The organism is Microbispora sp. NPDC049633 (assembly GCF_040675265.1).
Taxonomy (GTDB): Bacteria; Actinomycetota; Actinomycetes; order Streptosporangiales; family Streptosporangiaceae; genus Microbispora; species Microbispora maris.
Map to the genome: position 1 here is coordinate 1 of NZ_JBFAOO010000137.1, position 19,214 is coordinate 19,214.

The window sequence follows — 19,214 nt, forward strand, 5'->3', positions numbered from 1 at the left end:
GCACCGTTCTGGCCGAGCAGGCAGTGCACTTCCCCGGCCCTGACCTCAAGGTCCACGCCGTCCAGCGCACGCACGCCGGGGAACTGCTTGACGATCCCCCTCATCTGAAGCAGGGGGTGTTCGTCTCCCATGGGGATCTCCCAACGATGTCAGTTGCCGGAATAGACGTGGTCGGAGTAGACGTGATCGCTGATCAGGCGGGTGGCGCCGATGACACCCGCGGTGTCGCCCAGTTCGGACAGCACGATCGGCAGATTTCCGGTGGCGAGCGGCAGCGACCGGCGATAGACGACGCTTCTGATCTCCGCGAGCAGCACGTGGCCGAGCTTGGCCACACCACCCGCGATGATCACGAGACCGGGGTTGAAGAAGCTCACCAGGCTCGCCAGGACCTGGCCCACCCGGCGCCCGCCGTCGCGGATCAGCCCGATCGCGCCCGCGTCGCCCTGCGCCGCCGCGGCGGCGACGTCCTCGGCCGTCAGCGTGCCCGCGACCGCGAGCCGCTCGGCCAGGTACGGCGAGCCGCCCGAGCGCGCCACCGCGACGGCCTCCCGCGCCAGCGCGGAACCGCCGAAGTACGCCTCCAGACAGCCGGAGTTGCCGCAGGAGCAGACCGGCCCGAGGTCGTCCACCCGGATGTGGCCGATGTCGCCGGCGCTGCCTGACACACCGCGGTAGATCTTGCCGTCCACCACGATGCCGCAGCCGATACCGGTGCCGATCTTGACGAGCAGGAAGTCCTCGACATGCCGTGCGAGGCCCGCGTGCAGCTCCCCGAGAGCCATGATGTTGACGTCGTTGTCGACCACCGTGGGGCAGCACAGTGCCTGCCCGACCGTCTCCCTGACCGGGTAGCGGTCCCAGCCCGGCATGATCGGCGGCACCACCGGGACGCCTTCGGCGAAGCTCACCGGCCCGGGGACGCCGATGCCTGCGCCGCTGAGGTCGGTGAACAGCCCGTCCCTGCTCAGCTTGCCGAGCAGCTCGATGGCCCGGTCCAGCACGACGCCGGGTCCCTCTTTGATGTCGCAGGGCTCGCTCAGGTGACCGAGCACCTCGAGCTCTCCGTTGGTGACCGCGACGTCGATCGAGGTGGCGCCGATGTCGATCCCGGCGAACCGGATGTCACGCGCGATGCGCACCCGGCCCGAGCGCCTGCCGCCGCGCGAGGCGGCCAGCCCGTCGGGCTCGGCGAGCCCGAGCTCGATCAGCCGGTCCAGCTCGACGTTGAGCTTCGACCGGGACAAGTCCACCACGTCGCCGAGTTCGGCGCGCGAACGCCCGCCGTCCCTCAGCAGTCGCAGGAGCGCGGCCTGGTGCACGTTCTCCGGCCTGATGGTCGTCCTCTTCACCCACGCCTCCGCGTCCCAGTGATTGGCTGGAAACGTACCCCTTTTCTGCTGATCTGGGAAGAGCTTTTATCGATCTGATGCAACCTTTCGTTGGAATCAGCAAAAGTGGCTTCCGGCGTACGGGGTAGAAGAGCAGGAGAACGGTTGGAGGGCGCATGCTGGGGTTGCCGGACGAGGTGCGCGGCTGCCTGTTCGACATGGACGGGGTGCTCACGCGCACGGCGCGGGTCCACGCGGCGGCGTGGAAGGAGATGTTCGACGAGTTCCTGCGCGAGCGGGCCGCCGGAAGCGGCACTCCGTTCGTGCCCTTCGACGAGACCGGCGACTACGAGCGGTACGTCGACGGCAGGAAACGCCTGGACGGCACCCGGACCTTCCTGCGGTCCAGGGACATCGACCTGCCCGAGGGCAAGCCGGACGACCCGCCGGGTATGCCCACGGTCAACGGCCTGAGCAACCGCAAGAACGAACTGGTGCAGGCGATCCTCGACCGGCAGGGCGTGGAGGTCTTCGAGGGGTCGGTGCGCTACCTGCGGGCCGTCCGCGACGCCGGGCTGCGCCGCGCGGTCGTCTCCAGCAGCGCCAACACCGCACGCGTGCTCGCCGCGGCCGGGCTGGACGACATGTTCGACGCGCGGGTCGACGGCGAGGTGGCCAGGCGGCGCGGACTGGCCGGCAAGCCCGCCCCCGACATGTTCCTCGCCGCCGCCGACGCGCTCGGCCTCGCCCCGGCCGAGGCCGCGGTGTTCGAGGACGCGCTGGCCGGGGTCGCCGCCGGACGCGCGGGCGGTTTCGCCGTCGTGGTGGGCGTGGACCGCGGGCATCAGGCCGACGCCCTGCGGGACAACGGCGCCGACGTGGTGGTGTCCGACCTCTCCGACCTGCTGGACGAGAAATGATCAAACATCCCGCCTTCGTGGTCGAGCCGTGGTCGGTGCGGGAGTGCCACCTGCACACCGACGTGCTCGCCCAGACCGAGTCGGTCTTCGCCCTGTCGAACGGGCACATCGGGCTGCGCGGCAACCTCGACGAGGGCGAGCCGTACGGGCTGCCCGGCACCTACCTCAACTCCTTCTACGAGTTGCGCCCGCTGCCGTACGCCGAGGCGGGCTACGGCTACCCCGAGTCCGGGCAGACGGTCGTCAACGTCACCAACGGCAAGCTGATCCGGTTGCTGGTGGACGACGAGCCGTTCGACGTCCGGTACGGCACGCTGCACTCACACGAACGGGTCCTCGACCTGCGGGCGGGGACGCTCACCCGGAAGGTGTGCTGGAGCTCCCCGACCGGGGCGGAGGTGCGGATCACCTCGACCCGGCTCGTGTCGTTCACCCACCGGGCCGTGGCCGTGGTCCGCTACGAGGTGGAGCCGGTGGACCAGCCGCTCAGTGTGGTCGTCCAGTCAGAGCTGGTGGCCAACGAGACCGTGCCGTCGCCGACCGCCGACCCTCGCGCCGCCGCCGCGCTGGAGGCGCCGCTCGTCCTGGAAGAGAACGTCACCGCGCGCAACGGCGTGTGCGTCATGGTCCACTCCACCAGGGCCAGCCGGCTGCGGGTCGCGGCGGGGATGCGCCACGAGATCGACGGCCCGGACGGCACCCGGGTCGAGTGCGACGGCGGCGGCAACGTCAGCCGGGTGACGGTCGCCACCCGGTTGAGACCCGGCGAGCGGCTGCGGCTGGACAAGTTCTTCGCCTACGGCTGGTCGGCCAAGCGCTCCAGGCCCGCGATGCACGACCAGGTCGTGGCGGCGCTGGCGGCGGCCCGGCTCACCGGGTGGGACGGGCTGTGCGACGAGCAGCGCGCCTTCCTCGACGACTTCTGGGCGGGCGCGGACGTCGAGGTGGAGGGCGACGCCGAGGTGCAGCAGGCCGTGCGCTTCGGGCTGTTCCACCTGCTCCAGGCGGGTGCCCGGCTGGAGCGGCGGCCCATTCCCGGCAAGGGTCTGACCGGCTCCGGCTACGACGGCCACGCGTTCTGGGACACCGAGAGCTTCGTGCTGCCGGTGGCCATCTACACCTATCCCCGAGCCGCCGCCGACGCCCTGATGTGGCGGCAGTCGATCCTCCCCCTCGCGCAGGCGCGCGCCGAACAGCTCGGGCTGCGCGGGGCCGCCTTTCCGTGGCGGACTATCAACGGCGAGGAGTGCTCGGGCTACTGGCCCGCGGGCACGGCGGCCTTCCACGTCAGCGCCGACATCGCCGCCGCGGTCACGCGGTACGTCGACGCGACCGAGGACACCGCCTTCGAGCGGGACATCGGCCTGCCACTGCTCGTCGCGACCGCCCGGCTGTGGTGCGCGCTCGGCCACCACGACGCCGAAGGCCGCTACCGCATCGACGGCGTGACCGGCCCCGACGAGTACAGCGCCGTCGCGGACAACAACGTCTACACGAACCTCATGGCGCAGCGGAACCTGCGCGCCGCCGCCGCCGTGGCCGTACGTCACCTCGACCGCGCGCAGGAGCTCGGGGTCACGCTGGAGGAGACGGCGACGTGGCGCGACGCCGCCGCGGCCATGTACCTGCCCTACAACGAACGGCTGGGGGTCCACGAGCAGAGCGAGGGGTTCACCGGGCACGCGGTGTGGGACTTCGCGGGCACCCGGCCCGAGCAGTATCCGCTGCTGCTCCACTTCCCCTACTTCGACCTGTACCGCAAGCAGGTCGTCAAGCAGGCCGACCTCGTGCTGGCCATGCACCTGTGCGGCGAGGCGTTCACCCCCGAGCAGAAGGCGCGTGACTTCGCCTACTACGAGGCGCTGACCGTCAGGGACTCCTCGCTGTCGGCCGCCACCCAGGCCGTGCTCGCCGCCGAGGTGGGGCAGCTCGACCTCGCCTACGCCTACCTCGGCGAGGCCGCGCTGATGGACCTGCGCGACCTGGAGCACAACACCCGCGACGGGGTCCACATGGCCTCGCTCGCCGGGGCGTGGATCGCGCTGGTGGCGGGGTTCGGCGGCATGCGGGCACGCGAGGGACGCGTCCGCTTCGCTCCCCGCCTGCCCTCGGGCATCACCCGGCTCGCCTTCCGCGTGCGCTACCGGGGCCGCCTGCTGCGGGTCGACGTCACGTCGGACGGCACGACGTACCGGCTGCTGCACGGCACCCCCATCACGCTGACCCACCACGGTGAGGAGCTCACGCTCGGCGCGCAGCCGCAGTCCCGGCGCAACCCGACGCCGCCGTTCCCCGATCTGCGGGTCAGGCAGCCCCCCGGCCGCGCGCCCGTTCCGCGGCGGCCCGGGGACCTTTTCACCGACCTCGCCTGCCCGCCGGAGCAGCCGGGCGAGGAGCCCTGAGGTCAGAGCATGGCCTGCAGGGAGGCGCCGGCCTGCTCGCCCAGCTTGGTCGGCAGATAGGGCTGCTCGGCCATGACGGCCTCCCAGTTGTCGCGGAGCGCCTCGACGGTGAGGTCGTCGGTCCGCCAGCCCGGCCCCTCGGCCACGAACACCCGCGCGACCCGGCCCGCGCCGACCGAGAACACCTCGCCGCTGGTCTCGCAGCTCTCGTGCGCCAGGTAGGCCACCAGCGGGCTGACCCGCTCGGGGGTGAACTTCTCCTCGAACTCCGCGGGCAGCAGCGACTCGGTCATCCGCGTCCACGCCACGGGGGCGATCGCGTTGGCCTTGATGTTCGCCCGCGCCCCCTCGATGCCGAGCGTCTTGGTGAGGCCCACCAGGCCCATCTTGGCCGTGGAGTAGTTGGCCTGGCCGAAGTTGCCGAACAGCCCGGCCGGCGAGGAGGTGTTCACGATCCGCCCGTACGCCTGCTCCTTCATGTGCGGGAACGCCGCCCGGCTGACCAGGAACGATCCGCGCACGTGCACGGCGATCACGGCGTCGAACTCCTCGACCGTCATTTTCCCGAACGACCGGTCGCGCAGGATGCCGGCGTTGTTGACGACGACGTCCACGCGGCCGAACGCGTCGAGCGCCGTCCGCACGATCGCCTCCGCGCCCTCCGGGGTGGCGACGTTGTCGGTGCTGGCCACCGCCTCGCCGCCGTTCTTCACGATGAGCTCGGCGACCTCCGCCGCCGGGCCCGCGGACGCGCCGGAGCCGTCGAGGGCGCCGCCCAGGTCGTTGACGACGACCTTCGCCCCCCGCTGGGCGAGCAGCAGCGCGTGCGACCGGCCGAGACCGTGCCCGGCTCCGGTGACGATCGCCACTCTCCCGTCGAACCTGAGCTCGGACCCCTCAGACATGGCGCCACCCTTCCCTCGCAGGACCAGAAGAGAACATCGTTCTAGTACTTCCCGAACGATATCCCGAACCGTTCAGCCCGAGGAAGCCGTCCGGTGCCCGCGGTACGCGCCGGATGGCAAGCCGTAGGCGCGCCTGAAGGCGCGGGCGAAGCCGGTCCGGGCTCTTCTAGTCTCCGTCGGCGGCCTTCGCCGTCGCCGCGAGCATGTCGTCGACATAGCGGCGCATGAGGCGTTCGAGTTCCGTCAGGTCCCGGTCGCTCCACTGCGCGAGAACGGGACCGGCGAGGCGGTGGCGGGCGGCGTCGAGAGCGTCGGTGACGCGGCGGCCCTCGGCGGTGATGATGGCCTCTTTCACCCGGGCGTCGGCAGGGCTGGGGCGCCGCTCGACGAGCCCGAGGGCCGCGAGCTTCGCGACCTGGCGGCTGATGGTGGTGTGGTCGCGTCCGGCTCGCTCGGCCAGCTCGCCCACCCCGATCGGCCCGAACCGCTCGACGCCGACGAGCACGTGGAACAGGGCGCGGTCGAGGGAGACGCCGGCCTCGGCCAGCAGGACGTCGTCGCGGCTGGGCAGGTTCATCAGCACGACCAGGTCGACGATGGCCCCGTGGAGACGGCGCAACGTGGTCTGGCGTCGCCGTGCGGTCAAGGCGGCTGCACCGTCCTTCCCTGAGTCTCCGGCCTCTCCTGAAGCTCCGGCCCTTCCTGAAGCTCCGGCGCGTCCGGTCTCTGCGGAGAATCGGGTCTCTTCAGAGGACCGGATGCGAAGGGCATTTTAGGACGTCTGCCTGCGGCGCCGCCGACGACAGGGAGGCGGATCCCGCCACTGTGGCGACGGGCCCGCCGTACGGACGCGGGCCTCGCTGCGCCGTGGCGCCGGTCTGGCGAGGACTGCGCGATCCCGCGCGACATCTGGCAGGCCATCACAAGGTCAGTGTAATCAACACATATATTTCGCCCCCGCAACCGGACGACCCGGCCTGTTCTCAGCATCTTATCAGGCACGCGATTGACGGACTCTCTTCGCCCTTCTTAAGATGTGTGCGTTTTACACATAAATTCCGGACAGCCGAGCTGCCGGGATCCATGCCGAAGAGGAGCTGAACATGACCGAGACCGATGTCGATGTGATCATCTGCGGATCCGGGGCGGCCGGGGAGACCCTCGCGATCGATCTGGCCCGCCGGGGCGTGAGCTTCCTGTTGATCGACAAGGCCGCGCACCCGTTCGTCGGATCACGAGGCAAGGGCATCCAGCCACGCACCCAGGAGGTGTTCGAGGACCTCGGAGTGATCGACAAGATCGTCGCCTCCGGCGGCGAGTATCCGCTCCAGCGCGTCTACACCGACGACGGCCCGGTCGACACCACGATGGCCACAGGCGGCCCGACACCGGCCGAGCCCTACTGGATGGCGCTGCTGGTCCCGCAGTTCCTCACGGAGCGCAGGCTGCGCGAGCGGCTGGCCGAGCTCGGTCACGCCCCGCACTACGACCACGAACTCGTCGGCTTCGCCCAGGACGAGGACTCGGTGAGCGCGCGCATTCTCACACCCGACGGTGCGCGCACCGTGCGCGCGCGGTACCTGGTTGGCGCCGACGGCGGGTCCAGTTTCGTGCGCAAGTCCCTGGGAGTGGCCTTCGACGGCGTCACCCTCGGGGTGCGCGCCGTGGTGGCCGACGTGGTCGCCGAGGGGGTCTCATTCGACGCATGGCACCGCTGGGGGCGGGGATCGGACCAGATCATGCTGTGCCCGCTCTACGGCACCGAGATGTTCCAGCTCCAGGCTCCGGTCCCGTTCGACGTGGACGTCGACCTGTCCGCGCGGGGGCTGACCGAGCTGGTGCGCGAGCGCACCGGCCGCGACGACGTGCTGATCCGCTCGGTCTCGTGGGCCTCGGCGTACGAGATGAACGCCCGCCTGGCCGGGGCCTACCAGGCCGGACGCGTGTTCCTGACCGGGGACGCGGCGCATGTCCACCCGCCGACCGGCGGGCAGGGACTGAACACCAGCGTGCAGGACGCCTACAACCTCGGCTGGAAGCTCGCCGCCGTGCTCGCCGGCGCCCCGGACCGGCTGCTGGCGTCCTACGAGAGGGAGCGCCGCCCGATCGCGGAGGCGGTGCTCGGCCTGTCGAAGCGGCTGCTGGAGGGGGCCAAGAACGGCGACACCAGGCGTGACCGGGACGTCTCCCAGCTCGACCTCGGCTACCGCGACTCGCCGCTCAGCCACACCGACCCCCGGCGCACCACGGGCGTGCTCGCCGGCGACCGCGCTCCCGACGCGCCCGTCACCGGTGCCGGCGGCCTGCCCACCCGCCTGTTCTCCCTCTTCACGGGCACCCACTGGACACTGATCGGCTACGACGTGCCCGCCGGCGAGGCCCCCGCCGCCCGGCGCGGCGTGCGTGTCCACACCATCGGCGAACGCGGGGACATCGTCGACACCGGCCGGCACGTCCGCGACGGCTACGGGCTCGCCTCCGGACAGTGGGTCCTGGTACGCCCCGACGGCTACGTCGCCGCCGTGACCGCCGACCTGGACGTCGTCGACGCCTACCTCGAAACCCACCTGAACATCGGCGCTCCCGCGAGCCCGCGGCGGGACACGACCCCCACCGCGGCGATGACCGCCTGACCGCGGCCCGGCCCGGCGGCTTCAGGCGGACGGCGTGTGCCAGAGGTCGGGCTCGCCGGGCACGCGGGTCACCATGCCCCGCTGCTCCAGCCACACCAGGTGGGCGAGCGTCTCGTTGTTGGCCGCCCGCCGCATGTGCGCGGGGATCTCCTCCCAGCCGCGCGACCAGGTGAGCCGGGTGGCGATGTCCCAGCAGGTGGAGCCGTCGCCCTCGGCCACGACGCGGCGCACCTCGTCCAGTCGCTCCTCGTGGTGCGCGATCACGTAGTCCACCCGGTCGGCCAGCTCAAGGAAGCGGTACTCGTGGGCGGGCAGCACCTCCTCGACGTCGAGCTTGCCCACCGTCCGCAGCGCGTCGAGGTAGTCGGCCAGCGGGTTGGCCGCCGACTGCGGGTGCACGGCGACCATCGACGTGATGCGGGCGAGCACGTGGTCGCCGGAGAACAGCAGCCTGCGCTCCGGCTCCGCGAAGCACAGGTGACCGGGCGAGTGACCCGGGGTCCACACCGCCCGCAGGTCCCAGCCGGGCAGGTCGAGCCGGTCGCCGTCCTCGATGAGCCGGTCGGGGGTCGCCATCGTGACGAACTGGCGCAGCATGACCGACGCCCCGGCGAGCTCCTCGGCCGTCATGTCCGGCACGCCGCACCTCAGCAGCAGAGCCCGTTCCCGCTGTACGAGCGACTCGATCGCCGACTCGTCGTAGCGGTCGTGCACGATGCGGGCGTCGGCCGGGTGCAGCCCGATCCACGCGCCGGAGACCTCGCGGATCCGCCCGGCCAGGCCGTAGTGGTCCGGGTGGATGTGCGTGACCAGCACGGCCTTCACATCGGTGATCGCGTACCCGGCCGTGGCGAGCCCCGCGACGAGCGCGCCGTACGCCTCCTCGGTGTTCCACCCGGCGTCGATGATCACTACCCCGTCGGGGACCTCCAGGGCGTAGACCAGCACGTAGCGCAGCGGGTTGATCGGGATCGGGACGGGGATCGACCACAGCCCCGGCCGCACCCGCTCGACCTCGGGCAGTCTCCCGCCCAGCCACGCCGCGCGCTGCGCCTCGTTCGCCGCGGTCACACTCACCTTGTTCATCGGCTCCCCGCCCCTCTCGCAGCTCTGCCGAATCGATTGTGCCGCCTTACCGAATATCGTTCTACCGGGGGTGCCCCAGGGCGGGGCCGGCGGGGAGGCGTACGTACAGGAGGGCGGAGGCGAGGACGACCCCGGCGGAGAGGGCCCAGACCGGACCGGCGCCGGCGACCCCCGCCAGCGGCACCAGGCAGAGCGAGGAGAGCATGCCGCCGAACTGGAGCTGCAGGGAGTCCACCGACATCACGGTCGCCCGGCGGTCCGCGGCCACCCGCCGGTGCACCAGTTCGGCCCTGAGCAGGGAGGCGACCGCGAGCGCGGTGAACAGCACGACGTAGGCGGCCGCGGCGGCGGCGATCGCGGCCCAGCCGCGCAGCGCCACCGAGGCGGCCAGCGCGGCGACCGCGGCCGCCACCACGACCGTGGCGAGCACCGCCGCCCGGACGGAGCCCCGGGCCAGCCGGGCCGCCCCCGGAGCGAGCGAGCTGCCGAGCGCGTTGGCGGCGAACCCGGCGAAGGTCACGAAGGCGTAGGCGGCGCCGCCGGTCTCGGCCCGCCCGGTGATCTCCGCGAGCCGGCCGGGGGTCAGCATCTCGATCGTGTTGAGCAGCACGCCGCCGGCCGCGGCCACCAGCAGCAGCCGGCCGAGACCGCGGTCGGTCAGCCCGATCCGCACTCCGCCCGCGATCGTGACCGGCACGTCGCGGACCGCCGCGGCCAGCCGGGCCGCCCGGCCCGGGCCCCGCGCCGTACGGCCCGGCTCGCGCATCAGCACGAGCACGGCCACGAGGAGGACGACCGCGGCGCCCGCCGCCGCCCAGACCGGCGCGGCCAGCGGGTCCCGGCGTACGGCCAGCGGGAGCAGGCCCCCGGCGAGGGTGCCGATGGCCAGGGCGGCCGAGCCCGCGACGTTGCCCGCCGCCAGCCCGGGCTTGAGGTCGGCGTCCGGGCCGTGCCGCTCGTGCAGCGTGTCGACGTACCAGGCCTGCGCGGGTCCGCTGGACAGCGCGCGGGAGACGCCCTTGAGCACGGACGCGACCAGGAACGCCCAGGCGGAGTGCGCCAGCGCCATCACGGTCAGCGCCGCCGCGCCGACGACGGCCGAGGCGGCGAGCACCGACCGCCTGCCGAGCACGTCGGCGAGCCCGCCGGTCGGCAGTTCCAGGACGACGACGGTGACCGAGTAGGCGGCCGTGACGAGGCCGATCTCGGCGATGTCCAGCCCGCGCCCGGCCATCAGCAGCACCATCGGCGCCATCATCAGGCCGGTCGGCAGCCAGGTGAGGAACTCGATCGCGGCGTACCGCCCGTGGTCACGCATGCCCGGCCGCGGGGTCTCGGCGAGCGACCGCCCGCGCTCACTCACGCCCGGCCGCCGGGTCGTCCCGGCGCGGATGGGCCGCCAGCAGCACCGCGACCGTGCGCGCGTCGGGATCGTCCCGGTCCCGCTCGGCGGCCTCCAGGAACATGGCCGACACCCGCTCGTACAGGGCCGCCACCGTCGCCGGCGAGAGCCGTACCACCAGGTCGGACATGCCGGCGGCCTCGACCCACGCCTCGCTCCACAGGTCACGCTCGCGCTCGAAGTTCTCCACGTCGGCGGTGAGCTTCTCGAGCTGGCGCCGCCGCAGGAACGCCGCGGCCTCCCGGCCCTCGGCGGTCGCGGCCATCTCCACGTCGCTCCAGGAGGTGAAGCGGTGGATCGCGCGCCACCGGCGCTCGCGCCGGTCGCGCCGGCCGGGATCGGCCTCCACGAAGCCGAACCTGGCGAGCTGACGCAGGTGATAGCTGGTGGAGCCCGAGCTCTCGTCGAGGCGCCCGGCCAGCTCGGTCGCGGTCGCGGGGCCGTTCGTGCGCAGCTCCCCCAGCAGCCGCACCCGCAGCGGGTGGGCGACCGCCTTCAGAGTCCGGGAATCGCGGACGTGGAAGACCTCCTGATCCATGTCTCGGACACTAATTTGCAAAGGAAGCTTTGCAAAGATATTTCTGCGGAAATGAAAGTTTCAGTTGCGCGGCTTCACAATGGCCGGTCAACGGCGTCTTCACGCCCGCATCGTTGACGCCCGTTGAAACCCGAAGGAAACATGCCATTCGCTCACCGGCTTGGGAGCGCTCCCACACCACCCCCCGAGGACGACTGTGCTCAGACGAATCGGCATCCTCACCGTGGCGGCACTGGCCACGGCATGCCTGACCGGCACACCTCCCGCCACGGCGGAGGAGGGCCCGGAACAGATCCCCAACGGCACGTTCGACACCACCACGGAACCGTGGTGGCACACCGCGAACCTGAACTTCGAGCTGACCGACGGCCGGCTCTGCACCGACGTCCCGGCGGGGACGACCAACCCCTGGGACGCGATCGTCGGCGTCAACGACATCCCGCTGGTGAAGGACGAGACGTACGCGTTCAGCTTCTTCGCCACCGCGACCCCCGGAAAGGTCGCCAGAGCGTTCGTCCAGCTCCCGACCGACCCCTACACGCAGTACGTGGCGGCGGCCCCCGAGCTCAGCGTCTCGGGCAACACCTACAGCTACACGTTCACCTCGCCGGTCGACCTGCCCAACGCGCAGGTCGTCTTCCAGATCGGCGGCAGCGCGACGGCGTGGCGGTTCTGCGTGGACAACGTCTCGCTCAAGGGCGGCGCGCCGCCGGACGTCTACACGCCCGACACCGGCCCCCGGGTCCGCGTGAACCAGGTCGCCTACCTGCCCAAGGGCCCCAAGAACGCCACCGTGGTCACCGACGCCACCGAGGCGCTGCCGTGGCAGCTCAAGAACTCCGCCGGGACCGTGGTCGCGCACGGCACGACCACCCCGCGCGGCGTCGACGCGAGCTCCGGGCAGAACGTCCACTCCGTCGACTTCGGCTCGTACGTGAAGGCCGGGACCGGCTACACGCTGACCGCCGACGGCGAGACCAGCCGGCCGTTCGACATCAAGCCCGACGCGTACGCCGACCTCAAGCTCGACGCGCTGAAGTTCTACTACACCCAGCGCAGCGGCATCGCGATCGACGACGCCCTGCGTCCCGGGTACGGCCGGCCCGCCGGTCACGTGGGCGTCGCCCCCAACCAGGGCGACAAGAACGTGCCCTGCCAGCCGGGCGTCTGCGACTACACCCTGGACGTGTCCGGCGGCTGGTACGACGCGGGCGACCACGGCAAGTACGTCGTCAACGGCGGCATCTCGGTCGCCCAGCTGATGAGCGAGTTCGAGCGCACCAAGAACGCCGCGACCGCCAAGCCGATCGGGAGCCTTAACATCCCCGAGAGCGGCGACGACGTCCCCGACGTGCTCGACGAGGCCCGCTGGGAGCAGGAGTTCCTGCTGAAGATGCAGCGGCCCGACGGCATGGCCCACCACAAGATCCACGACGAGAACTGGACCGGCCTGCCGCTGCTGCCCCACCTGGACCCGCAGAAGCGCGAGCTGCACCCCGTCACCACGGCCGCGACGCTCAACCTCGCCGCCACGGCCGCCCAGGCGGCCCGGATCTTCGCGCCGTACGACGCGGCGTTCGCGGCGAAGAACCTCGCCGCGGCGAAGAAGGCGTGGACGGCTGCCAAGGCGAACCCGAACATCCTGGCCTCCACCGCCGACGGAGTCGGCGGCGGCACCTACGACGACGCCAACGTCAGCGACGAGTTCTACTGGGCGGCGGCCGAGCTCTACATCACCACCGGTGACAAGGAGTACAAGGACTACCTCCTCGCCTCGCCGGTCCACACGGCCGACATCTGGAAGACGGGCGCCATGGACTGGGGCAACGTCGCGGCGCTCGGCCGTCTCGACCTGGCGACCGTGCCCAACGCCCTGCCCGGCCGCGACGAGGTGCGCGCCTCGGTGGTGGCCGGCGCGGACAAGTACCTCGCCGCGCTGAAGGCCCACCCCTACGGCCTGCCGTACGACACGACGAACTACGACTGGGGATCGAACAGCATCATCGTCAACAACCTGGTGGTCCTGGCCACGGCCTTCGACCTCACAGGCGACGTGAAGTACCGCGACGGCGTGCTGCAGGGCGTGGACTACATCTTCGGCCGCAACGCGCTCAACCAGTCGTACGTGACCGGCTACGGCGAGGTGGCGTCGAAGAACCAGCACAGCAGGTGGTACGCCCACGCGCTGGACACCTCGCTGCCGAACCCCCCGCGCGGCACGCTCGCGGGCGGCGCCAACTCCAGCATCCAGGACCCGGTGGCCCAGGCGAAGCTGAAGGGCTGCGTGGCGCAGTTCTGCTACATCGACGACATCAACTCGTGGGCGACCAACGAGCTGACGATCAACTGGAACTCGCCGCTGTCGTGGATCTCGGCCTTCATCGCCGACCAGGGCGACGGCACGGTCAAGGCTCCGGCCTCGTGCAAGGTCACCTACACCACGCACGGCAGCTGGCCGACGGGCTTCACCACCCAGATCACCCTCAAGAACACCGGCACGAAGGCGATCGACGGCTGGGCGCTGAAGTGGTCGTTCCTGGGCGGCCAGAAGGTCGACCTCAGCTGGAACGCCAAGTTCTCGCAGCAGGCGGCGACCGTGACCGCCGCGAACGAGTCGTACAACAAGACCATCAGGCCGGGCCAGTCGGTCACCTTCGGCTTCAACGGCCAGGGTGCGCCGGGGGCCAACCCCACACCCGACCTGTTCACCCTGAACGGCGCCGCCTGCTCCGTCTGACGGGCCGCCGCTTCTGAAGACCCCGGCCGCCGCCACAGCAGAGGCGGCGGCCGGTTCCATGTCATCGGCGACTCAGCGCAAGGAGAGCCCGGCGCAGGGAAGCTCGGCGCAGGCGGAGCCCAACCAGGGGAAGCTCAGCGCAGGGGAGGCTCAGCGCAGGGGAGGCTCAGCGCAGATGCGGCTCGTAGGGCGGCAGACCGACGCCGCCGCCCTGTCCGCCCTCGTCTCCCTCGTCCCCGTCGTCGTCCGCGTCGTCGTCCGCTTCATCGTCCGCTTCGTCGCCGGCCTGGGCGAGGACCTCCGGCCGCAGGATGCGCGACGCGCCGAGAACCTCGATGCCCAGGAGCCGCCCCTCCCGGTCCAGGTCCAGCACGATCTCCCCGCGCAGTTCGTCGTCCTCGACCTCGATCTGGGTGACCGCCTCTCCCTCGCCGATCTCGTCGACCAGGTAGATGTAGGCGACGTTGTTCTCTCTGTCGTGATCGATGCGCACGTCAGACCTCCCACCCTCGCCCGGCGCCCAGGTCGCCTAGTTCCTTCTCTTCTTCTTGCGGATGACCGTGATCACGTTACCGGTCCTGTCGTTCACGACGACCTTCAGCTTGTCCGTCTCGTAGACGGAGGTGCCGGGATCGTGCCCACGGCTCCTCCGGCCGTTCGCCTTGACGTCGTCGATCATGTCGTCGCTGAAGCCACGCTGGCTCTGGCGTTGCTCGCTGTGGACGGTCCGGCCGTCCTCGCCGGCACGGGCGCCGCCCCCGCCTCCGCCGCCGCCTCCACCGCCGCCACGGCGTCCGCCCCCGCCGCGGCGCCCGTTGCCGCCGCTCCTGGCGTTCTTGTTGCTGCGCCCCATGAGCGCCAGGCCGTCGTGCGGGGATCGGCCGGCGGCCGCGCGGGGACCCACCGTCCCCCGGGCCGGAATGCGGTGACCCGCGCCGGCGAACGCGGGGACCGGTCCCCCGCCGCCCGGGCGGCGCAGGCCTTCGAGGATCCGGCGGAACTGCTCGGTGACCCGGCGGTCGAGCGCGGGGGCCAGCACCCGTCCGGCGCCCTCGGCGCCCTCCCGCTGGATCTGCCCGATGGCGGCGCGGGAGCGGAACATCTCCGCCGCGGCCAGGGCCGCGCCGAGCGGACCGCCCGCCAGGTACGCCCTGGCCACCCGCACGGTCGTGTAGACGGCGGTCGAGGCCACCGCGACCTTCACGCCGGTCGTCAGCCAGGCCGCGTTGTCGAGCACGGCCGGGGCCATCCGCGCGGCGGCCGCCGCCCGGCTCAGATGCCCGCCCTCGCCGCCCGTCTCGCTCCAGTAGCCGGCCAGCGCCGTCGCCGACCTGCCGCGGTAGACCTCACCCGTCCCCGCGATCGTGGCGTTCGCCGCCGTACCGGACCTGTCGGTGCCCGCGAGCACGGTCCGCCAGGCGTCGGCGTCCTTGCGGATCTCGTCCTCGTCGACGTTCGGCCAGGGCACGCCGAGCAGGGTCAGCATCATCTCCACCTGCGGGGGAACCGTCACACCCACCGTCGGGCCCCCGTCACGCCCACTGCTCGCCGTACAGGTCGCGGGACCGCGACAGGCTCGCACCCTCGGCCTCGCCGACGCGGGCGCTCACCCTGCCCAGCCCGTCGCCGGTGTCGCCCATCGCCGCGGACAGGCCGGTCAGCGCCTCCACCCCCAGAAGCGTGCACTCGGCGTACGGCCCGGCCAGCATGCCGAGCAGGCCGTCGTCCTGCCACGCCGCGCCCCCGAGCCCGCGTTCCCTGAGCCGGCGCAGCGCGGCGGCGTAGTCCTCACCGTGCACCTGCATCCGGGAGGCGTCCTGCCTCATCCGGTCGTGGATGATCTCCAGTCCCGACTCCATGCCGCAGACTCAACTCCCCCACTTCCCGTTTCGTACGGATCACAGTAAACACTGATCTAACTTTCGATAACCTTCTTTCTCATGACGACCCCCTCCCCCGACGGCGACGCCGAGCTGCTGGAGCGCGTGCTGCTGGAGGGCCGGGCGATGATGCGGCGGCTGCAGGACGCGCGGGCCCTGGTCCGCGACGTGACGGGACGGGCGGAAAGCCCCGGCCGGACGATGAGGGCGGTGGCCGACGGCCGGGGCGAGATCGTGGAGCTGCACTTCGACCCGCGCGTCATGCGGCTCGACCGCGAGGCGCTCGGCCGGCAGGTGACGGCCGTGCTGCGCGCGGCCCAGCGGGACGCCGAGGCCAGGACCAGGCAGATCATGGACGCCGCCCTCGCCGAGACCGCGGACGTCCCCGCGCCCCTGGACGACGGGTTCGTCCGCGACCGCGTGGAGCGGATCGCCCGCGACCTGCTGTGACCCTTCACGACCCGACTGGAGGCGCCGTGTACGGCTCTCGCATGGACCCGGCCGACATCCGCGAGGAGGATCTCGCCCGGGCCGAGGAGCAGGCGGAGCGTGTCCAGGCCTGGGCCGAGCGGGCCCGGGCCGGCCTCGAAGAGATCACCGGCACGGGCGAGGCGGCCTCCGGTCAGGTGACGGCCACCGTGTCGGCCGAGGGCCTGGTGCTGGACGTGGCGTTCGGGCCGCGCGCGATGCGCCTGGACAGCCGGACGCTGGCGGAGGAGGTGCGCGCCGCCGTCTCCCGGGCGCGGCTCGACGCGGCGCGCCGGACCCGGGAGCTGATCCGCGACGGCCTTCCCGGGTTCGACCCCGACGAGGCCGCCGCCCAGTTCGAGCGGCTGCTCGACGTCCCCTGGGACTGAGAGCCCGGGGAGGGCGTCACAGGTCGCTGCCGCCGGTGGCGTCCACGGTGGCGCCGGTGACCCAGCCCGCGTCGTCGGAGGCGAGGAACGCGACCACCCCGGCCACGTCCCGCGGCGTGCCCACCCGGCCCAGCGCCGCCCGGCCGGCCGACGCCGCCCAGGCCGCCTCGTCGCCGCGCAGCCAGTCCGCGTTCGTGTCGGTGTCGACGATCCCCGGCGCCACGTTGTTGACCGTGATCCCCCTTGGCCCGAGGTGCTTGGCCAGCGCCAGTGTGAAGGTCTCCAGCGCGCCCTTGGTCATCGCGTACGCGATCGCCTCGGGGAACGCGATCCGGGTCACCCCCGAGGTGACGGTCACGATCCGCCCGCCGTCGGGGATGCGCGGCAGCGCCCGGCGCGTGACGAAGAAGGCCGCCCGCGTGTTGACGGCGAACGCCCTGTCGTAACCCTCCGGCGTGATCTCCTCGATCGTGCCCCGCACGGTGATCCCCGTGTTGTTGACCAGGATGTCGATGGGCGCCTCCGGTCCCAGCTCCCGGTCCAGCCCGGCGAACAGCTCGTCCACGTCGCCCGGCACGCCGAGTTCGGCCCGCACCGCGAAGGCCCGGCCGCCCCGGGCCTCGATGGCCGCCACCGTGTCCTTCGCCGCCGCCTCGTCCCTGGCGTAGTTCACCGCCACCAGCGCCCCGTCGGCCGCCAGCCGTTCGGCGATCGCCCGGCCGATCCCCCTGCCCGCGCCCGTCACCAGCGCCGTCTTGCCGTGCAGTGCGGTCATGACCGCTCCTTTCTTTAGCGTTCGCTACAAAATAACACGACTTGTAGCGACCGCTATAAAATCGGCGCATGGGAAGGTCCAGGGCGTTCGATCGGGACGTCGCACTGAACCGGGCGCTGGAGGAGTTCTGGCGGCACGGCTACGAGGCGACCTCGGTCGCCGGACTGACGGCCGTGATGGGCATCAACCCGCCCAGCCTCTACGCCGCCTTCGGCGACAAGCGCCGGCTGTTCGGCGAGGCCGTGCGGCGCTACCAGGAGACCCACGGCGCGTTCGCCGCCCGGGCCCTGGCCGGGGAGCCGGCCGCGCGGGCGGCCGTCGAGCGCCTGCTCCGCGAGGCGGCGGAGGTCTACACCGATCCCGCGCACCCGCCCGGGTGCATGGTCATCTCGGCGGGGGTGAACACGAGCGATCCCGGCGTGATCGAGGAGCTGCGGGCGCACCGCGAGGCCGGCAAGGCCGCCATCCGCCGCCGTGTCGAGCGGGACGTCGAGGCCGGCCTCCTCGCGCCCGAGACCGACGCCCCCGCGCTGGCGACCTTCTACGCCGCCGTCATCCAGGGCATGTCCACCCAGGCCAGGGATGGCGCGACCCGGGAGGACCTGCAGGTGGTGGCGGCACTCGCCATGCGGGCGTGGCCGTAGGCTGTCGCGCGTGATCGACGACATCTGGGTGGACGACGCCGTCACGGCGCTGCGTCCGGACTTCGCCGTCCTGGTGATCTGCGCGTACGGCCTGCGCAACGGGCCGTCCGACGACCGCTCGCGGGCCTGGCTCGCCGGCGCCGCCGCGGAGGCCGTGCCGCTGGACGATCCCAGGATCGAGGCCTGGCGGAACGCCTACCGCGCCTTCGGCGCCAAGCCCCAGCGCACCCGGCCGTCGGTCGACGCGCTGGTCCGCCGGATGCCGCTCCCCGAGATCAACCTGGTGGTGGACGCCTACAACACCGTGTCCGTACGGCACGGCCTGCCGATCGGCGGCGAGGACCTGGGCCGCTACCAGGGCGCCGCGCGGCTGGTGCGGGCCGCGGGCGACGAGCCGTCGGAGGAGGCGCTGGGCGACCCGGAGATCGGCGAGGTGGTGTGGCGCGACGACGCCGGGGTCACCTGCCGTCGGTGGAACTGGCGGCAGTGCGTCAGGACGAGGATCACCGAGGACACCGTGGACGCGCTCTTCCTCCTGGAGCGTCTCGAACCGCTCTCCCCCGACGCGCTGCGTGCGGCGGGCGACGACCTCACGGGTATGCTGTCCGATATAAGTCCCAATATCCGGATCGAGTCGCGGCTCATCGGCTGACCCAGTCGATGTGACCAGAGGGTAAGGACTACCTCACCACCCAGACGGGCTATCCGCGCGTGACCTGTTTTATCGATCCTGGGAGGATGGGCCGGGGCCTGCGACCCGCCGGGGCGCACCTCGGTGTGCGAGGCGAGTAGCCTTGGACAGGTTCACCAAACATCAACGCCGATCTGCGGAAGAGGGCGATTTCCGCCGTGTCGTCTGAGTCGTCGCGGACAAACCCGCTGGCAAGCTTCGGGCAAAATGAGTGGCTTGTCGACGAGTTGTACCAGAAGTATCTCGAAGATCCCGAGTCTGTTGACCAGGCCTGGTGGCACTTCTTCGCTGACTACAACGGGACGGCCAAGCCCGCTCCGTCCAAGTCCGCAGGCGCCGCGAACGGTGCGACCGCGACTGCCGCACCGGAGGCTCCCGCGCCGGTGACCCCGGCGCCGCAGACGGCCCCGCCG

General features: G+C 71.9%; 19 protein-coding genes. 9 read left to right on the plus strand and 10 right to left on the minus strand.

All coding sequences use genetic code 11. From position 1 onward, the window contains the following. Window positions 1-149: 149 nt before the first annotated feature. Complete coding sequence (locus tag AB0J39_RS28000; protein ID WP_363469732.1) at window positions 150-1,352, minus strand: ROK family transcriptional regulator; 1,203 nt, start codon at window positions 1,350-1,352, stop codon at window positions 150-152. A 155-nt stretch (window positions 1,353-1,507) separates the two neighbouring features. Between AB0J39_RS28000 and AB0J39_RS28005 the strand changes: the two genes are divergently transcribed. Both AB0J39_RS28005 and AB0J39_RS28010 read left to right on the plus strand, forming a co-directional pair. Then, entirely contained in the window at window positions 1,508-2,251 is a 744-nt protein-coding gene (locus AB0J39_RS28005) for a beta-phosphoglucomutase family hydrolase (protein WP_363469734.1), read from the plus strand. Further along, on the plus strand, window positions 2,248-4,653 hold the full coding sequence (locus tag AB0J39_RS28010) for a glycosyl hydrolase family 65 protein (RefSeq protein WP_363469736.1): 2,406 nt from the start codon (window positions 2,248-2,250) through the stop codon (window positions 4,651-4,653). Before AB0J39_RS28005 ends, AB0J39_RS28010 begins: the two co-directional genes overlap by 4 nt. 2 nt (window positions 4,654-4,655) lie before the next feature. Here AB0J39_RS28010 and AB0J39_RS28015 read toward each other — a convergent pair whose 3' ends face one another. Then, complete coding sequence (locus AB0J39_RS28015; RefSeq protein ID WP_363469738.1) at window positions 4,656-5,558, minus strand: SDR family oxidoreductase; 903 nt, start codon at window positions 5,556-5,558, stop codon at window positions 4,656-4,658. 166 nt (window positions 5,559-5,724) lie between these two features. Beyond that, window positions 5,725-6,204: a MarR family transcriptional regulator gene (locus AB0J39_RS28020; RefSeq protein WP_363469740.1), complete on the minus strand. Its 480-nt coding sequence runs from the start codon at window positions 6,202-6,204 to the stop codon at window positions 5,725-5,727. A gap of 457 nt (window positions 6,205-6,661) precedes the next feature. Here AB0J39_RS28020 and AB0J39_RS28025 point away from each other — a divergent pair, with 457 nt between their 5' ends. Beyond that, on the plus strand, window positions 6,662-8,191 hold the full coding sequence (locus AB0J39_RS28025) for an FAD-dependent oxidoreductase (protein WP_363469742.1): 1,530 nt from the start codon (window positions 6,662-6,664) through the stop codon (window positions 8,189-8,191). Window positions 8,192-8,212: 21 nt separating this feature from the next. Here the strand turns inward: AB0J39_RS28025 and AB0J39_RS28030 are convergent, their stop codons facing one another. From AB0J39_RS28030 to AB0J39_RS28040, 3 genes are all read right to left on the minus strand, one after another. Next, complete coding sequence (locus AB0J39_RS28030) at window positions 8,213-9,277, minus strand: MBL fold metallo-hydrolase (protein WP_363469744.1); 1,065 nt, start codon at window positions 9,275-9,277, stop codon at window positions 8,213-8,215. Between the two features lie 61 nt (window positions 9,278-9,338). Then, the gene (locus tag AB0J39_RS28035) at window positions 9,339-10,640 is read right to left on the minus strand and encodes an MFS transporter (protein WP_363469746.1); all 1,302 of its coding nucleotides are present in this window, start codon (window positions 10,638-10,640) and stop codon (window positions 9,339-9,341) included. After that, on the minus strand, window positions 10,633-11,217 hold the full coding sequence (locus tag AB0J39_RS28040) for a helix-turn-helix domain-containing protein (RefSeq protein WP_363469748.1): 585 nt from the start codon (window positions 11,215-11,217) through the stop codon (window positions 10,633-10,635). Before AB0J39_RS28040 ends, AB0J39_RS28035 begins: the two co-directional genes overlap by 8 nt. 196 nt (window positions 11,218-11,413) lie before the next feature. Here AB0J39_RS28040 and AB0J39_RS28045 point away from each other — a divergent pair, with 196 nt between their 5' ends. Beyond that, a complete protein-coding gene (locus tag AB0J39_RS28045) occupies window positions 11,414-13,954 on the plus strand; it encodes a glycoside hydrolase family 9 protein (protein ID WP_363469750.1) in 2,541 nt (846 codons plus the stop codon). A 166-nt stretch (window positions 13,955-14,120) separates the two neighbouring features. Here the strand turns inward: AB0J39_RS28045 and AB0J39_RS28050 are convergent, their stop codons facing one another. From AB0J39_RS28050 to AB0J39_RS28060, 3 genes are read right to left on the minus strand one after another with little or no spacing between them, the layout of a single operon-like run. After that, window positions 14,121-14,447 (minus strand): DUF2283 domain-containing protein, encoded by a 327-nt coding sequence (locus tag AB0J39_RS28050; RefSeq protein ID WP_363469752.1) that lies wholly within the window; start codon window positions 14,445-14,447, stop codon window positions 14,121-14,123. 36 nt (window positions 14,448-14,483) lie between these two features. Beyond that, a complete protein-coding gene (locus tag AB0J39_RS28055) occupies window positions 14,484-15,467 on the minus strand; it encodes a hypothetical protein (protein ID WP_363469754.1) in 984 nt (327 codons plus the stop codon). 19 nt (window positions 15,468-15,486) lie between these two features. Further along, complete coding sequence (locus AB0J39_RS28060) at window positions 15,487-15,813, minus strand: hypothetical protein (RefSeq protein ID WP_363469756.1); 327 nt, start codon at window positions 15,811-15,813, stop codon at window positions 15,487-15,489. An 81-nt stretch (window positions 15,814-15,894) separates the two neighbouring features. On the opposite strand from AB0J39_RS28060, the gene AB0J39_RS28065 reads away from it, so the two are divergent. Together AB0J39_RS28065 and AB0J39_RS28070 are read left to right on the plus strand one after the other, a co-directional pair. Beyond that, window positions 15,895-16,284: a YbaB/EbfC family nucleoid-associated protein gene (locus tag AB0J39_RS28065; RefSeq protein WP_363469758.1), complete on the plus strand. Its 390-nt coding sequence runs from the start codon at window positions 15,895-15,897 to the stop codon at window positions 16,282-16,284. Between the two features lie 26 nt (window positions 16,285-16,310). Then, window positions 16,311-16,691, plus strand: a complete 381-nt coding sequence (locus tag AB0J39_RS28070) for a YbaB/EbfC family nucleoid-associated protein (protein WP_363469760.1) — start codon at window positions 16,311-16,313, stop codon at window positions 16,689-16,691. Between the two features lie 16 nt (window positions 16,692-16,707). On the opposite strand, the gene AB0J39_RS28075 is transcribed toward AB0J39_RS28070, so the two are convergent. Further along, window positions 16,708-17,466 carry an SDR family oxidoreductase gene (locus AB0J39_RS28075; protein ID WP_363469762.1) on the minus strand — a complete coding sequence of 253 codons (759 nt, stop codon included), beginning with the start codon at window positions 17,464-17,466 and terminating at the stop codon, window positions 16,708-16,710. Window positions 17,467-17,534: 68 nt separating this feature from the next. Here AB0J39_RS28075 and AB0J39_RS28080 point away from each other — a divergent pair, with 68 nt between their 5' ends. From AB0J39_RS28080 to AB0J39_RS28090, 3 genes are all read left to right on the plus strand, one after another. Continuing rightward, window positions 17,535-18,110 carry a TetR/AcrR family transcriptional regulator gene (locus AB0J39_RS28080; protein WP_363469764.1) on the plus strand — a complete coding sequence of 192 codons (576 nt, stop codon included), beginning with the start codon at window positions 17,535-17,537 and terminating at the stop codon, window positions 18,108-18,110. Window positions 18,111-18,120: 10 nt separating this feature from the next. Continuing rightward, entirely contained in the window at window positions 18,121-18,762 is a 642-nt protein-coding gene (locus AB0J39_RS28085; RefSeq protein ID WP_363469766.1) for a phenylalanine--tRNA ligase beta subunit-related protein, read from the plus strand. A 197-nt stretch (window positions 18,763-18,959) separates the two neighbouring features. Beyond that, window positions 18,960-19,214 (plus strand): hypothetical protein (locus tag AB0J39_RS28090; protein WP_363469767.1); only part of this gene is annotated, 255 nt, incomplete at its 3' end.